This is a genomic window from Ruegeria sp. S263 (assembly GCF_056780525.1).
Genome location: NZ_CM165558.1, coordinates 2,498,238 through 2,512,493, shown reverse-complemented (window position 1 = coordinate 2,512,493; position 14,256 = coordinate 2,498,238). Strand labels below are relative to the sequence as shown.

The 14,256-nt window shown below is 58.8% G+C and carries 12 protein-coding genes and 2 tRNA genes; 7 read left to right on the top strand and 7 right to left on the bottom strand.

Going from position 1 to position 14,256, the window contains the following annotated elements; translation table 11 throughout:
• Position 1: 1 nt before the first annotated feature.
• On the bottom strand, positions 2 to 1,741 hold the full coding sequence (locus ACT2B1_RS12535) for an ABC transporter substrate-binding protein (RefSeq protein ID WP_171239514.1): 1,740 nt from the start codon (positions 1,739 to 1,741) through the stop codon (positions 2 to 4).
• 316 nt (positions 1,742 to 2,057) lie between these two features.
• On the opposite strand from ACT2B1_RS12535, the gene ACT2B1_RS12530 reads away from it, so the two are divergent.
• The 7 genes from ACT2B1_RS12530 to ACT2B1_RS12500 are packed head-to-tail and all read left to right on the top strand — an operon-like array spanning position 2,058 to position 9,444.
• A complete protein-coding gene (locus ACT2B1_RS12530) occupies positions 2,058 to 3,419 on the top strand; it encodes a V-type ATP synthase subunit B (RefSeq protein ID WP_171239513.1) in 1,362 nt (453 codons plus the stop codon).
• The gene (locus ACT2B1_RS12525; protein WP_481667852.1) at positions 3,397 to 4,002 is read left to right on the top strand and encodes a V-type ATP synthase subunit D; all 606 of its coding nucleotides are present in this window, start codon (positions 3,397 to 3,399) and stop codon (positions 4,000 to 4,002) included. The genes ACT2B1_RS12530 and ACT2B1_RS12525 overlap by 23 nt, the downstream gene beginning before the upstream one ends.
• Positions 3,999 to 5,795, top strand: a complete 1,797-nt coding sequence (locus ACT2B1_RS12520) for a V-type ATP synthase subunit I (protein WP_481667851.1) — start codon at positions 3,999 to 4,001, stop codon at positions 5,793 to 5,795. Before ACT2B1_RS12525 ends, ACT2B1_RS12520 begins: the two co-directional genes overlap by 4 nt.
• Positions 5,792 to 6,235, top strand: a complete 444-nt coding sequence (locus ACT2B1_RS12515) for an ATP synthase subunit C (RefSeq protein ID WP_170422131.1) — start codon at positions 5,792 to 5,794, stop codon at positions 6,233 to 6,235. Before ACT2B1_RS12520 ends, ACT2B1_RS12515 begins: the two co-directional genes overlap by 4 nt.
• Positions 6,235 to 6,912 carry a hypothetical protein gene (locus ACT2B1_RS12510; protein ID WP_171120950.1) on the top strand — a complete coding sequence of 226 codons (678 nt, stop codon included), beginning with the start codon at positions 6,235 to 6,237 and terminating at the stop codon, positions 6,910 to 6,912. The genes ACT2B1_RS12515 and ACT2B1_RS12510 overlap by 1 nt, the downstream gene beginning before the upstream one ends.
• Before the next feature lies 1 nt (position 6,913).
• The gene (locus ACT2B1_RS12505; RefSeq protein WP_171239509.1) at positions 6,914 to 7,606 is read left to right on the top strand and encodes a hypothetical protein; all 693 of its coding nucleotides are present in this window, start codon (positions 6,914 to 6,916) and stop codon (positions 7,604 to 7,606) included.
• Positions 7,603 to 9,444, top strand: a complete 1,842-nt coding sequence (locus ACT2B1_RS12500) for a V-type ATP synthase subunit A (RefSeq protein ID WP_171239508.1) — start codon at positions 7,603 to 7,605, stop codon at positions 9,442 to 9,444. The genes ACT2B1_RS12505 and ACT2B1_RS12500 overlap by 4 nt, the downstream gene beginning before the upstream one ends.
• 6 nt (positions 9,445 to 9,450) lie before the next feature.
• Here ACT2B1_RS12500 and ACT2B1_RS12495 read toward each other — a convergent pair.
• The 6 genes from ACT2B1_RS12495 to ACT2B1_RS12470 form a co-directional block, all read right to left on the bottom strand.
• Positions 9,451 to 9,525: transfer RNA gene (locus ACT2B1_RS12495), tRNA-Glu, on the bottom strand.
• Between the two features lie 22 nt (positions 9,526 to 9,547).
• Positions 9,548 to 9,622 (bottom strand) — tRNA-Glu (locus tag ACT2B1_RS12490).
• A 98-nt stretch (positions 9,623 to 9,720) separates the two neighbouring features.
• Positions 9,721 to 11,463, bottom strand: coding sequence for a single-stranded-DNA-specific exonuclease RecJ (recJ, locus tag ACT2B1_RS12485; protein WP_481667850.1), 1,743 nt, complete (start codon positions 11,461 to 11,463; stop codon positions 9,721 to 9,723).
• 78 nt (positions 11,464 to 11,541) lie between these two features.
• Positions 11,542 to 12,525 carry a class II fructose-bisphosphatase gene (gene glpX, locus ACT2B1_RS12480; protein ID WP_171120956.1) on the bottom strand — a complete coding sequence of 328 codons (984 nt, stop codon included), beginning with the start codon at positions 12,523 to 12,525 and terminating at the stop codon, positions 11,542 to 11,544.
• Positions 12,526 to 12,595: 70 nt separating this feature from the next.
• On the bottom strand, positions 12,596 to 13,882 hold the full coding sequence (locus ACT2B1_RS12475; RefSeq protein WP_481667849.1) for a homoserine dehydrogenase: 1,287 nt from the start codon (positions 13,880 to 13,882) through the stop codon (positions 12,596 to 12,598).
• Between the two features lie 114 nt (positions 13,883 to 13,996).
• Positions 13,997 to 14,245 carry a hypothetical protein gene (locus ACT2B1_RS12470; RefSeq protein ID WP_171122734.1) on the bottom strand — a complete coding sequence of 83 codons (249 nt, stop codon included), beginning with the start codon at positions 14,243 to 14,245 and terminating at the stop codon, positions 13,997 to 13,999.
• Between the last annotated feature and the right edge of the window lie 11 nt (positions 14,246 to 14,256).

The window sequence follows — 14,256 nt, the reverse complement described above, 5'->3', positions numbered from 1 at the left end:
CTTAGTTGGCCTGCCAGCGCGCCACCAGCTCGTCATAGTTGACAGTCTGGCCTTGCGGCTTTTCGTTTTCCAACTTGGCCTTTGGCGAACCGGCTTTCTCCAACCAGAAGGCAGGATCTTGCGGTTCGTTCAGACGCGGACCACAGCCGCCGTAGACACCGGCGCTTTCATCCGCAGCCTGCATCCGGGCCATGGTGATGTCCATTTCCTCGGCCAGACGGTCCATCGCCTCTTGCGGAGTGAACGCGCCCGAGTTCACATCACCGATCTGCTGCCACCAGATTTGGGCCAGCTTCGGATAGTCCGGCACGTTGATGCCGGTCGGCGACCATGCCACACGGTCAGGCGAGCGGTAGAACTCGACCAGACCACCCAGCTTGGGTGCACGTTCGGTGAACGACTCGTGGTTGACCGAGCTGTCGCGGATGAAGGTCAGACCCACATGGGACTTCTTCACATCAACAGTCTTCGACGTCACGAACTGAGCGTAAAGCCAAGCCGCCTGAGCACGATCTTCGGGGGTCGATTTCAGGAAGGTCCACGACCCCACGTCCTGATAGCCAACCTTCTGGCCGTCTTCCCAATAGGGGCCATGCGGGCTGGGGGCCATCCGCCACAACGGCGTGCCCTCGTCATCCACGGTGTTGTTGCCTTCGGATTTCGGCTTCACCATGTCGGCGGTAAAGGCGGTGTACCAGAAGATCTGCTGTGCCACGTTGCCTTGGCTGAGCGCGGGCAACGACTGGTAGAAGTCATAAGACGCCGCACCCGGAGGCGCATAGTTCCGCAGCCATTCGTCCCACTTGCGGATCGCATAGACCGCAGCCGGGCCGTTTGCAGCACCACCGCGCGAAACGGACGCACCAACAGGATTACAAGTGCCCGCTTCCATGCGGATGCCCCATTCGTCGACCGGAACACCGTTAGGCTCGCCCACGTCACCGGCACCGGCCATTGACAGCCATGCGTCGGTCATACGCCAGCCAAGGTCAGGCGCACGCTTGCCGTAATCCATGTGGCCATAGATCGCGACGCCGTCGACTTCTTTCACGTCGTTGGTGAAGAATTCGGCGATGTCTTCGTATGCCGACCAGTTGACCGGAACGCCCAGGTCGTAGCCGTACTTTTCTTTGAAGGCCGCCTTGTTTGCTTCGTCGTCGAACCAGTCCTTGCGGAACCAGTAAAGGTTGGCGAACTGCTGGTCAGGCAATTGGTACAACTTACCATCGGGACCGGTGGTGAACTGAATGCCCATGAAGTCATCCAGATCCAGTGTCGGCGAAGTTGTCGCCGACCAGTCGCCTTCCATCATGTCTGTCAGCGGATAGGCCAGTTGCAGACGCGAGTGGGTGCCGATCAGATCACTATCGTTGACATAGCCGTCATACAGGTTACGTCCGGTTTGCATCTGAGTTTGAACAGCCTGAACCACCTCACCCTCACCGAGGATCTGGTGGTTGACCTTGATGCCGGTGATTTCCTCGAACGCCTTGGTCAGAACCTCGGATTCATAGGAATGGGTTGGGATACCCTCTGACAGGACGTTGATTTCCATGCCGGCATAGGGCTGTGCAGCTTCGATGAACCACTTCATCTCACCCATCTGCTCGTCTTTCGACAGCGTTGATGGCTGGAATTCGTCATCAATCCAACGTTGTGCTGCGGCTTCGTCAGCCCAAGCAGGGCCGTGCCCCGCAATGACGGCAGCCGCCGCCACTGCGGAAAGTAGATGTCTCCGCATCTGTCTCCTCCCAAAGATTATGAGTTCCGGTATTGACCGGATGACGAACAGCATCAGCGATTTCGCGCTTAGCTGTCAAACTAATTTTTTAGTAAATGGCATAGTTTCTCGGTAAGTAATTGTTTTACATTGGAAACGCATCGTTCTTGCGCAGTCTGAGGAGGCCGCGGATTAAAGCGCGCCTCATTCGGTCCTCAGGTTTATCTTTCCTTGCCAAGTCCTTGATTCTTTGTAAGCTGATCGTGATTTTACTGGTTTCGAGCGGATATCTTGTCCAGTGAATTCTCTATTTCTTTTAGACGACTGAGGTTCGACGATGTCCCAAAGTCTTTTGAAGTACACTCGTGTTCTGGAAATTGTCGGGGACACTATCAAGGTCAGGGTCCCGCTGGACGGCGAAGCCGATGCGGCGGTTCGGTTCAACGACCTGGCCGTGATCGAAACGGTGGACGGGCACAAGACGCTGGCGCAGGCGATTTTCATCGACCGCGATGTTGTGACCCTACAGGTGTTTTCCGGCACCAAGGGTATCTCGACCGAGGCAACCGCGACCTTTCTGGGCCACCCGATGCAGACGCCCTATTCGGCCAACATTCTGGGCCGCGTCTTTGACGGGGCAGGGGTGGCGATCGACGGTGGGCCGGACCTGTCCTCCGAGCCGCGGATCGACATTGGTGGGCCAACGGTGAACCCCTCGGAGCGGGCTGTGCCCAACAAGATGATCTGCACCGACGTGCCGATGATCGACGTGTTCAACACACTAGTCGAAAGCCAGAAAATCCCTATCTTTTCGGTTTCGGGCGAGCCGTTCAATGCGTTCCTCAGTCGGATCGGTATTCAGGCTGATGCCGATATCGTGGTCTTTGGGGGGCTGGGTCTGATCTTTGACGATTACCACACGTTCCGGACCTCGTTTGAGGATGCGGGCGTGTTCTCCCGCACGGTGATGTTCGTCAATCAGGCGATGGACCCGCTGGTGGAACGGCTCTTGGTGCCAGATATGGCACTGGCCGTGGCCGAGAAATTCGCGGTGGAAGAGGGCAAGCGCGTGCTGGTGCTGTTGACCGATATGACCGCCTATGCGGATGCAATGAAAGAGGTGGGGATCAGTCAGGAACGCGTGCCGTCGCAGCGCGGTTATATGGGAGATCTCTATTCCCAACTCGCGCGGCGGTATGAGAAAGCGTGTGATTACGCCAAGGGTGGCTCGGTCACGGTGTTGACCGTGACGACGATGCCCGGCAATGACGTGACCCACCCGGTGCCAGATAACACGGGTTATATCACTGAGGGGCAGTTCTACCTGCATTCGGGGGTTATTGATCCGTTCGGCAGCTTGTCGCGCCTCAAGCAGAACGTGATCGGTAAGACCACGCGCGAAGATCACGGGCAGATCATGAATACGATGATCCGGTTCTATTCGGAAAGCCGCGATGCGGCGCAGAAACAGGCGATGGCGTTTGATCTGTCGGATTACGATCACCAGTTGCTGAAATTCGGCGCGCTGTTCCGGGCGCGGTTCATGGATATCAACGTCTCGATCCCGCTTGAGGACGCGCTGGATCTGGGGTGGAAGACGCTGGCCGAGTGTTTCCAGCCTGATCAGTTGCTGATGAAGCAGGCCTTGGTCGACAAGTATTACCCAAAGGATGTCGATGGCGCGGTTGCAGCTGAATAAATCGTCGCTGGCCCGCCAGCAGACCCAGCTGAAAAGCTATGAGCGGTTCCTGCCGTCGCTGGACCTCAAACGCCAGCAGTTGATGGCGGAACGTGCCAAAGCCCGCGAAGACGTCCAACGCTTGCAGCAAGAGGTGCACGATCTGGCGCAGCAGGTCGGGGAAAAACTGCCGATGTTGGCGCAGCAAGGGGTCGATCTGGATGGGTTGGTTCAGCTGAAGGACTACAAGCTGAAAGAGGTCAACGTGGTCGGCGTCAAGATGCCCGACCTAGACCGGATCGAAGTTGCTGTGCGGCCCTATTCGGTGTTGGCGAAACCGCATTGGGTCGATGCCGCTGCCGGCCTGTTGCATGACATGATTGAGGCGCGGTTGCGCGTCAAAGTCGCCGAAGAACGGGTGCGCATCTTTGACAAGGCTGTGGCCACGATTACGCAGCGGGTTAACCTGTTCGAAAAGGTTCTGATCCCGCGCGCCAAGGCCAATATCAAGAAAATCCGCATCTTTCTAAGTGATGAACAGATGCAGGCGGTTGTGCGCTCGAAAATCTCTAAGCGTAAACATGCGCAGGAGGCGCTGACATGAGCGTTGCGCGGCTGAAGAAACTGTCCCTCGTCGGACCTGCCGCGCGGAAGGGCGATACGCTGGAGGCGTTGCAGGAGCTAGGCTGTATGCATGTGCTGCCACTTGCGCCTCCGCCCGCCGAGCCGGAAAAGATCAGCGAGCGCGGCGCGCGCAATGCGTATAAGGCGCTGCGCTTTTTGACGGATGTGCCAGAGCCGGGCCGACAGATACAGCGTGATCCGGTGTTCGATATGGATCAGTTCGTGCGTGACGTGTTGGACCTGATGCAGCGCACCCGCGATATGACGGATCGCCGGGATTTTCTGACCTACCGGATCGCGCAGGTTCGCCCTTGGGGGGACCTGGATTTTCCGCCGACCGATGTGCTGGCGGGTAATCGGCTATGGTTCTATCAGCTTCCCCTGAAACATCGCGATGCATTGTCAAACATCAATCTGCCCTGGGCGATTTTGCAGGAGGACCATCGGTACATTTACGCCGTTCTGATCGCGCCCGATGATCCGGGCGATGATATCCTGCCGGTGCCGCGTACGCATACCGGTTCTTTGCCGATTCACGAATTGGAAGCGCAACTGGAAGAAGCCGAGATCGCGATTGAGGCGTTGGAGGCTGAACGGGTTGCCCAAACACGTTATCTGACCCTGATGCGCCGTAACTTGTCGGCAGCAGAAAGCGCCGCGGAACTGGCTCATGCGACCCAGAAGGTCCGCGACGCAGAGGCGATGTTCGCCTTGCAGGGCTGGGTGCCCGAGGACCGTATCGAAGCGGTTCTGGACATGGCCAAATCCAAAGATGCCGCTGTTCTGATTGAAGAACCGGGGCCGGATGACAATCCACCGACTCTGCTGGAGCAACCGGAGGACCGAAGCGCGGCCGTTGATCTTGCGTTGTTCTATCAGGTGCCGGGGTACAAGGACTGGGACCCGAGTATCATCGTCGCGGCCTCATTCGCGTTTTTCTTTGCCATGATCGTGGCGGATGCAGGTTACGGAGCAGTCATACTGCTGGGTCTTTTGGCATTCTGGAAACGCATGGGAAAAACGCCGAGCGAAAGGTCTTGGCGCCGATATGGAGTGATGATTTCCAGCGCTACGATCATCTACGGTGTGCTGGTCGGCAGCTATTTTGGTGCATCACCAGCCGACGGCACGGTTTGGGCCAAGCTCAAGATACTGGACCTCAACAACTTTGGTGCGATGATGATGATCTCGATCGTGGTTGGCGTATTGCATCTGGTGTTGGCCAATGCTTTGGCCGCGCGCGCGGCGTGGGGGCAGCGGAGGGCCGTTGCAAACCTTGGCTGGATCGGAGCCTTGATTGGTGGGTTTATTCTGTGGCTCAGCTATATGAAGGGTGGGACGATGCTGCCGGGCTCGATTGTATTGGCTGCGGGTGTTCTGGCCATTGTCCTGTTTTCAAGTGAGCGGGCTGTGCGTAAACCAATCGACTGGCTGTGGCGGCTGATAGATGGGCTGCAAAGCCTTGCTGGTGCGATGGGGGCATTTGGCGATGTGCTGAGCTATATGCGTCTGTTTGCGCTGGGTCTGGCCTCGGCGTCGCTTGCGATCACGTTCAATGATCTGGCGGTTTCGGTGATGCAGGCGATGAAGGGGCCGGGCATTCTGTTCGGGCTGTTGATCCTGATCGTCGGTCATATTCTGAACTTCGCCCTCGCGATGATGAGCGGTGTCGTTCACGGATTGCGTCTCAATTATATCGAATTCTTTAAATGGGGTCTGCCGGATGAAGGCATCGTCTTTCGCCCGTTCGCCCGCAAGGAGGTACAGGAATGAATGAGCTTGTATTGACATTGGGTTGGCTGGGTATTTACGCGCCAATGGCGTTGGGCGCGGCGGCAAGTGCCATTGGGTGCGCAATCGCTGGGCAGGCCAGCATCGGCGCGATGACTGAAACCGAAGGCGGCTATGGTCGGTTCGTCGGTGTCTCGGCATTTCCGTCAACGATGGTGATCTACGGGATTGTCATCATGTTTACCCTGAACCGCGATGTGACGCCCGAAAATGCGGGCGGGTTGTTCGGGATCGGCATCCTATCGGGCATTGCGCTGATGTATTGCGGCATCTGGCAAGGACGGGCCTGCGCCGCGGCGATCAATGCAACAAAAGAGAAACCAGAAATCTTCGGCTTGGCGCTTGCTCCGGCGGCGATCATCGAAGGGTTTGGCGTTTTCGCCTTCGTATTTGCCTTGGTCATCAGCGCGGGGATTAGCTGATGGCACAGGATGGAATGATTTCTCATGGTGTTGATGCCCTGATCGACAAGCTGCGAAATGACGGCGTTGCCGCAGGTCAGGCCGAGGCCGAGAAGCTACGCGCCGAGGCCAAGGCCGAGGCCGCCAAGATCCTTGCAGATGCCAAGCACGAGGCTGAGGCGCATCAGAAGAAAGCCCGCGCCGACTCGGACAATTACCGCGCGGCTGGAGAAGAGGCGCTGAATACCGCGATGCGCGATGCCGTTTTGACGATGAAAGCTGGCCTGACCGACCGTTTCCGCAAGGATGTCGAGCGCCTTGTCACCAAGGAAATGGCTGATCCCGAGATGCTGAAACAGATGATCCTTGAGGTTGTTGGGCGGGCCGCAGCAGGTGCCAAGCTGGATGGTAAAGTGCAGGTGATCCTGCCCGCGAAAGTGGCCACTCAGGAAGATATCAAGCAGAACGCCGACGATATCCAGTCTGGTAAATTGACCAAGTATGTGCTGGGTTTGACCGCCGAAATGCTGCGGGAACAAGTCGAGCTGCACGCGTCAGACGATACGCAGGATGGCATTCGCATTCAGGCCGAGGAGCAGGGCGTTGTTCTGGACCTCACCGACAAAGCCGTGGCCTCGCTATTGATGGAGCATCTGCAACCCAGATTCCGCGCCGTGCTGGAAGGCGTGATCCGCTGACATGTCGGACCCGGACGCCTATATCGCGCTGATCAGCAGTTTGCCGGGCTCGGAGCGGTTGTTTGTGGCCAAGCAGCCGCCTCTGTCGCGACTGCGGCTGGATCGACGGTTGAAGGCGCTGGCACCCGAAGATGCCCGGGTTCTGCGCGTGTTGGAGCACGCTCTGAACTGGAACGATTACGACATGGATGTCACGGACGATCAAGCGATTGCGCGCTGCAGGAAGGCACTGGATAACATCCCGCAACCGACATTGAAAAAGTTGCTTATCGAACGGATGGACTTGCGCACCGTAGTTGCCGCGTTGCGACTTCGGCATCGAGGGGAACCACCGCCTGCGACGCCTTTGGGGTTTGGACGATGGAGCCGCCATATCCCTGCCCATTGGAATGACCCCGGTTTCGGGTTGGATGCGGCAATGCCTTGGATCAAAGACGCGCGTCAATTGCTGGAAGTCAACGATCCACTGGGGCTAGAAAGGCTGCTTTTGTCGATTAGTCACAAGCAGTTAAAGCGCCACGCCGCACGACATCTTTTCGATTTTGAGGCCGTGGCGATCTATGTGCTGATCTGGAATATTTTCGACCGTTGGGCGCAAAGCAGCGCGCAGGAGGCGGCAACACGATTTGAAAAACTGGCGCAACAGGCCATGGCCGACGTCGCTGATATCGACTTTGAGGGAGCTTACGCATGACCGCCCCAACCCCCGCTATCCAAACAGCCACCGCCCGTGTTGTCTCGGTCCAGGAGGGGCTGGTTCAGATCGAAGCAAAACCGGACGCAGAAGGTCGCCCCGGGCAGTTGATCAAAAACGAGGTGGTGTTTATTTTGCCGACTCGCCTCGGCCCCGGAGGTCGACAGGAACGCCTGAAGGCCGAAGTTCTGCGTGTGCGTGGGAAAACAGCGGACGTACAGGTCTATGAAAGCACGGATGGCGTTGCGGTGGGCGATCCGGTGGAGCAATCGGGGCAGTTGCTGTCGGTCGAACTTGGGCCGGGATTGTTGGGTCAGGTGTTTGACGGTCTGCAGTCCCCTTTGCCGAAAGTCGCGGCTGAGTTTGGCACTTTCCTGCCGCGCGGTGCGGATGTGGCCCCGTTGGACGATCAGGCAAAGTGGTCGTTTTCACCGTCCGTCAAAGTTGGTGATAGTGTTCGAGCAGGGGACAGTATCGGAACGGTGCCCGAGGGCAGGTTCGAACACAAAATCATGCTGCCGTTCAACTGGGTCGGCGACTATAAGGTTGTCTGGGTCCAGAAGGGCGCGGCTACGATCCACGATATCATGGCGCGGCTTGAGGACGAACAGGGCGGAGAGCATACTCTGACCCTTTCACAGAAATGGCCGGTGCGACGTCCATTGCCCGAAGGGGTTCTGAAACGCGCGCTGTCCGAAAGGCTTTATCCAACCGAACCGGTCCTGACATCTCAGCGCCTGATCGACACGTTCTTTCCCATTGCCCGGGGTGGAACAGCCTGTATTCCGGGGCCGTTTGGTGCCGGTAAGACAGTGTTGCAGAACCTGATCGCGCGAAACGCCAAGGTAGACATCGTCATCGTCGTCGCCTGTGGAGAGCGCGCGGGCGAGGTGGTTGAAACCATTAGCGAATTTCCAAAGATGACTGACCCGACCTCGGGTGGTAGCCTCATGGACCGGACGATCATAATCTGCAACACGTCCTCGATGCCCGTTGCGGCGCGTGAGGCGTCGATTTTCACCGGCATCACGCTGGGCGAGTACTATCGCCAGATGGGGTATGATGTTCTGTTGATTGCCGACAGCACAAGCCGCTGGGCACAGGCCATGCGAGAGACCTCGGGCAAGTTGGAAGAAATCCCCGGAGAAGAAGGGTTTCCGGCCTATCTGGAAAGCTCGATCAAGGGGTTGTACGAACGCGCGGGCGCATTGAAAACTAATGACGGCGCGCTGGGCAGCCTGACCCTGATCGGAACGGTCTCACCTGCCGGGGGCAACTTTGACGAACCGGTCACGCAATCGACCTTGTCGACGGTTAAATGTTTCCTCGGTCTGTCTTCCGAACGTGCCTATAAGCGGTTTTACCCTGCGGTCGATCCGATGCTCAGTTGGTCGCGCTATCTGGACCAGTTGTCCGACTGGTATGACAAGAACGCTGAGGCGGGTTGGACCAGCAAGGTTCGTGATCTTCTGGCGTTGATCGAAAAGGGCGAACAGGTCGACCAGATGATGCAGGTGACAGGCGAAGAGGGCGTCACGATCGAGGATTTCGTCACCCAGCAAAAGGCCTTGTTCGTGGACATGGTCTATCTGCAACAAGATGCGTTCGATAAAGTGGATGCGACCGTACCGCTTGATAGGCAGAAGATGACTTTCAAGCTGGTCTACGGCGTGACACAATCCACCGCCGAATTCGCCGATAAAGCCGAGGTTCGACAGGTCTTTACGCAGCTGACGGGATTGATGAAGAACTTCCACTATGCGACTGAAAACACGCCGGAATTCAAATCGACTTGGGGTCAGATAGAAGATCTGTGTCGCGAAAAATTCGGAGTGTAAGGGAAATGGTAGCCCGTAGGGGAATCGAACCCCTCTTTCCAGGTTGAAAACCTGGCGTCCTAACCGATAGACGAACGGGCCATTTAGGCGATACAAGCACAAGTGGTAGCCCGTAGGGGAATCGAACCCCTCTTTCCAGGTTGAAAACCTGGCGTCCTAACCGATAGACGAACGGGCCACGTTAGCTTGTGGAGCGCCTTTTACGGTTTACCTATCACCCCCGCAAGCCGAAAAATGCAGGGATGTGAAAGTTTTTTGGCGGGGCCGGGTGCTGGCCTAATTGGCCTCGGCTGCATCCTCCAGCCGAAGCTGCACAGATTGCCGTCCGCCCCATGTGTTGACCTCAAGCCTGCCGGCGAAATGGAACCGCGCGCCGCCATGGTTGGACAGCTTTTCGCCCATCGGCCCGTCGAACGCTCCGAACGCGATGGCGTCCAACCCGGCGCCTACGCCATCGGACAGCCAAAGTTTGAGATGAGATTCGCCCACTCGTTTGGTAAAGCGCACTTGTAGATCAGGCAGGGCATACCGTGGGGCAGGGGCACTTGCCCCAAATGGACCTGCCTTTTCGATCTGTTCGATAAGGTCCACTGTGGCTGCGCCCGGCATCAATGTGCCGTCCAGTTTCAGGTCCGCCGGGCCGCTGTCGCCCGCGCCTTGTTTGGCCAGAAGTTCAGACAGCCGCGCCATGGCCGGTTCCAACTGATCGCGCATCACGGTCAGACCGGCGGCCATTTTGTGCCCGCCGCCTTTGACCAGCAGCCCCTCGGCAGCCAGTCGCTGAATCGACGCACCCAGATCAACGCCCGAGACAGAACGGCCCGAGCCTTTGCCCTCATCCCCGTCAAAGCCGATCACGATGGCAGGGCGGTTCGCGGCCTCTTTCAGGCGAGAGGCGACGATGCCGACGACGCCCGGATGCCAGCCCTCACCTGCTGCCCAGACCAAGGGTGCGTCCAGCCCGCGTACTTCGGCCTGTTCCATGGCGGCCGCGCGCACGGCGTTTTCGATATCGCGGCGCTCGGTGTTCAGTTCATCAAGCCTCTGCGACAGCGCTTCAGCCTCGTGCGGCGACTCGGTGCTAAGTAGACGCGCGCCCAGATCGGCCTGACCAATCCGCCCGCCCGCGTTTACGCGCGGGCCAAGCAGGAACCCCAAGTGATAGCTGTTGGGGGCCGAATCCATCCGTGCCACATCCGACAGGGCCACCAGACCGGGCCGCTGCCGCTGGGCCATCACCTTCAACCCCTGCCGTACCAGCGCCCGGTTCGCCCCGATCAGAGGAGCCACATCGGCAACCGTCGCCAGCGCCACCAGATCCAACAGTGAGATCAGGTCAGGCCCCTTAACTCCGGCCTCGCGCAGTTGCCTCCCCGCCTCGACCAGCATCAGGAACACCACGCCCGCCGCACAGAGATAGCCAAGATCGCCGCTTTCATCCTGCCGGTTCGGGTTCACGACTGCCGCGCAATCAGGCAGGGTCTCGCCCCCCAAATGGTGATCCAGAACGATCACATCCGCACCCTTGGCAGCCGCTATCGGTTCATGGCTGAGGGTGCCGCAATCGACGCAGATGATCAGGTCGTGACGGGCGGCCAGGTCCTGCATGGCGGGTACGTTGGGGCCATAGCCTTCATCAATCCGGTCGGGGACATAGAGCGTTGCCTGAAGCCCCATCTGACGCAGCCAGACCAGAAGCAAAGCGGCTGAGCTGCCCCCATCCACGTCGTAATCGGCAAAGACGGCAATTCGCTGTTTGGCGCGTACCGCCGCCAGAAACCGGGTCGCGGCGGTTTCCATGTCTTTCATCGCGCGGGGATCGGGCAGTAATTCTTTCAGCTTGGGGTCCAGAAACCCGGGAGCCTCCATCGCGGGAACGCCGCGCCGGGCCAAAACCTGACAGACCGCACGCGGCAGGCCCGCTTGTTGCACCAGCATCTCGGTCGCGCGTTCCACATCTGCCGAAGGGCCGACCCAGCGCCGCCCGGACAAAGACTGTTCAACCCCTAGAAAGCTCATGACCTGCCCCTGATATGCCAAGGCCGGACCCTCGCGGACCCGGCCTTTGTTATTGTATGGATCGACTTGCGCACGCGGTTACGCGTTGTCGTGCGACCACATTGGCGTGCGGTAGGACATGCGCCGAACCGACCCGGTTTTCGACCGCATCAGCAGGGTGGTGGTCTCAACCCAGCCTGGCTCGCGTTTGATGCGCGGCAACAGCGATCCTCCGGTCACGCCAGTCGCGGCAAAGATGACGTCCGCTGTCACCATCTCATCGCGCGCATAGACACGGTCCAGATCGGTGATACCCGCCTTGGCCGCTCGTCCGCGTTCGTCATCGTTGCGGAACAGCAGGCGGCCAAAAATCTGACCGCCCATGCATTTCAAGGCAGCCGCAGCCAGCACACCCTCGGGCGCGCCGCCTTGACCCATATACATGTCGATGCCGGTCACTTCGCTTTCGGCACAGTGCATCACGCCCGCAACGTCACCATCGGTGATCAGACGGATGGACGCGCCGGTCTCGCGCACCTCGGCGATCATGGCCTCGTGCCGGGGGCGCTCAAGAATGCAGACGGTGATGTCGGCGGGTTCACACCCCTTAGCCTTGGCCAACGCTTCAACCCGTTCACGCGGGCTCATGTCCAGGCTGACGACACCTTCGGGGAAGCCGGGCCCAACGGCAAGCTTGTCCATGTAGACGTCAGGTGCGTGCAGCATCGAACCGCGCGGACCCATTGCGATTACAGTCAGCGCGTTGGGCATGTCCTTGGCGGTTAGCGTGGTGCCTTCCAGCGGGTCCAGCGCGATATCAACGCCGGGGCCGTTGCCGGTGCCAACCTCTTCACCGATATACAGCATTGGTGCTTCGTCACGCTCGCCCTCACCAATGACAACGACACCTGCGATGTCCAGCAGGTTCAACTGTTCACGCATGGCGTTCACAGCAGCCTGATCCGCAGCCTTTTCGTCCCCGCGACCCACCAGAGATGCCGACGCGAGTGCGGCCTGTTCTGCCACCCGCGCTAGGCCCAGTGACAGCAGGCGGTCGTTGAAATCAATCTTGGCAGCACTCATTTTTCAGTATCCTTAACTCAGTATCGGCGTTGTTTTGGGCATAGCCTGCGTTTTGGGCAGGCCGCAAGGGTCAAACCTCTTCGATCCGCAGGGCGACAGGCTCTCCGGCAACAACGTCTGTCTCGCGGAAGCCATCCAGCGCAACGTCGAGCGTGGCACGCGTTGTTTTATGCGTAACGATCAAAACCGGCGCGGTGCTTTCGGAATGCCCGTATTGGCGCATCCGATCGATCGACACACCTGCATCGCCCAGAATAGCGGCAACTTTAGCCAGCGCGCCGGGTTTGTCGAACAACGCAAGACGCAGATAATAGGGGGCAGGCAGGCCCGTGATCGCCGGGGCTGCATCCTGAAGCGATGTAGCTGGGCGCCCAAACGTCGGAATTTGCAGTCCGCGTGCCAGATCGCAGACATCACCCATCACAGCGCTGGCCGTGGGCCCTTCGCCTGCGCCAGGGCCGCGCAGAACAACCTGTTCCACTGCGTCGCCTTCGATCACGACCATGTTCGTTCCGCCTTCGAGCTGTCCCAAAGGTGAACCGCTGGGTACCAGACAGGGCTGCATCCGCTGTTCCAGCCCGCGCGCGGTTCGTTGTGCGATGCCCAGCAGCTTGATCCGGTATCCCATATCATCCGCCTGATGAATGTCATCGAGGCTGATTTGCTGGATGCCTTCGATCTCGATCCCGTCGAAATTCGGCTTGGTGCCAAAAGCGATTGAGGACAGCAGGGCCAGCTTGTGTGCGGCGTCGATTCCGCCGACGTCTAGATTTGGGTCGGCCTCAAGATATCCCAACTGCGCGCATTCTTCGAACAGAGCGTTATAGCCAAGTTCCTGCGACTGCATTCGCGTCAGGATATAGTTACAGGTGCCGTTCATCACCCCCATCACGCGGGTAATCTCGTTGCCTGCAAGCCCTTCGGTCAGGGACTTGATGACGGGAATACCGCCTGCGACGGCGGCTTCGAAACGAATGACGCGGCCAGCGGCCTCGGCCTTTTCCGCCAATTCCTGACCGTGGATTGCCAGCAGCGCCTTGTTTGCGGTGACGACGTCCTTGCCACTTGTCAGCGCCGCCTCGACCGAGGCTTTGGCGGGACCATTCTCACCGCCCATCAATTCGACAAATACGTCGATATCATCGCGTTTGGCCAAAGCGACCGGGTCGGTTTCCCAAGCGTAGTCAGACAGGTAGACGCCACGGTCCTTGCTCGCATCCCGCGCGGATACTGCCACGATTTCCACAGGGCGGCCTGTCCGCGCCTGTAACAGGTCCGCATGACGGCGCACGATCTTGACGACGCCCACGCCGACAGTTCCCAAGCCCGCAATTCCAAGCCGCAGCGCCTGTGTCATCCCGTGGGTTCCTTTCCGCTCGTAATTCTTTAATGCCGGGTTGCCCCGTTCAACGCTGCCTTAGCGGGTTCGGCGAAGGGGTGCAATGCGTGGTGAGCCGCAGCAATCACTTGGTCAGTTGATTTGTTCGCTTTGTAGCTGATCCGCCTTTTTCTGCAGCTCTTTGCGCCGTGTCTCAAGCTCTTCCTCTACCTCGGATGCCTCGCTGATCGGGTCGATCGTAGGGCCAAGGTTTTCTTGTAGGGGGATTAGTTTTGGATAGCGCGCTGATTTCAGGCTGGCTGGTTCGCTGCCTTCCAACTCAGGAAAGTCGGCACAGGCCGCACAGCAAAGGGTCAGGATCAGCAGGGGCAGGGGTTTCATACTGCTCTTTC

Excerpts from the sequence above, each read along its gene's own strand:
- ACT2B1_RS12500 (WP_171239508.1), top strand. The coding sequence starts at position 7,603 with ATGACCGCCCCAACCCCCGCTATCCAAACAGCCACCGCCCGTGTTGTC.
- ACT2B1_RS12530 (WP_171239513.1), top strand. The coding sequence starts at position 2,058 with ATGTCCCAAAGTCTTTTGAAGTACACTCGTGTTCTGGAAATTGTCGGG.
- ACT2B1_RS12470 (WP_171122734.1), bottom strand. The coding sequence starts at position 14,245 with ATGAAACCCCTGCCCCTGCTGATCCTGACCCTTTGCTGTGCGGCCTGT.
- ACT2B1_RS12515 (WP_170422131.1), top strand. The coding sequence starts at position 5,792 with ATGAATGAGCTTGTATTGACATTGGGTTGGCTGGGTATTTACGCGCCA.
- ACT2B1_RS12505 (WP_171239509.1), top strand. The coding sequence starts at position 6,914 with ATGTCGGACCCGGACGCCTATATCGCGCTGATCAGCAGTTTGCCGGGC.
- ACT2B1_RS12510 (WP_171120950.1), top strand. The coding sequence starts at position 6,235 with ATGGCACAGGATGGAATGATTTCTCATGGTGTTGATGCCCTGATCGAC.
- glpX (WP_171120956.1), bottom strand. The coding sequence starts at position 12,525 with ATGAGTGCTGCCAAGATTGATTTCAACGACCGCCTGCTGTCACTGGGC.
- ACT2B1_RS12520 (WP_481667851.1), top strand. The coding sequence starts at position 3,999 with ATGAGCGTTGCGCGGCTGAAGAAACTGTCCCTCGTCGGACCTGCCGCG.
- ACT2B1_RS12525 (WP_481667852.1), top strand. The coding sequence starts at position 3,397 with ATGGCGCGGTTGCAGCTGAATAAATCGTCGCTGGCCCGCCAGCAGACC.
- ACT2B1_RS12475 (WP_481667849.1), bottom strand. The coding sequence starts at position 13,882 with ATGACACAGGCGCTGCGGCTTGGAATTGCGGGCTTGGGAACTGTCGGC.
- ACT2B1_RS12535 (WP_171239514.1), bottom strand. The coding sequence starts at position 1,741 with ATGCGGAGACATCTACTTTCCGCAGTGGCGGCGGCTGCCGTCATTGCG.
- recJ (WP_481667850.1), bottom strand. The coding sequence starts at position 11,463 with ATGAGCTTTCTAGGGGTTGAACAGTCTTTGTCCGGGCGGCGCTGGGTC.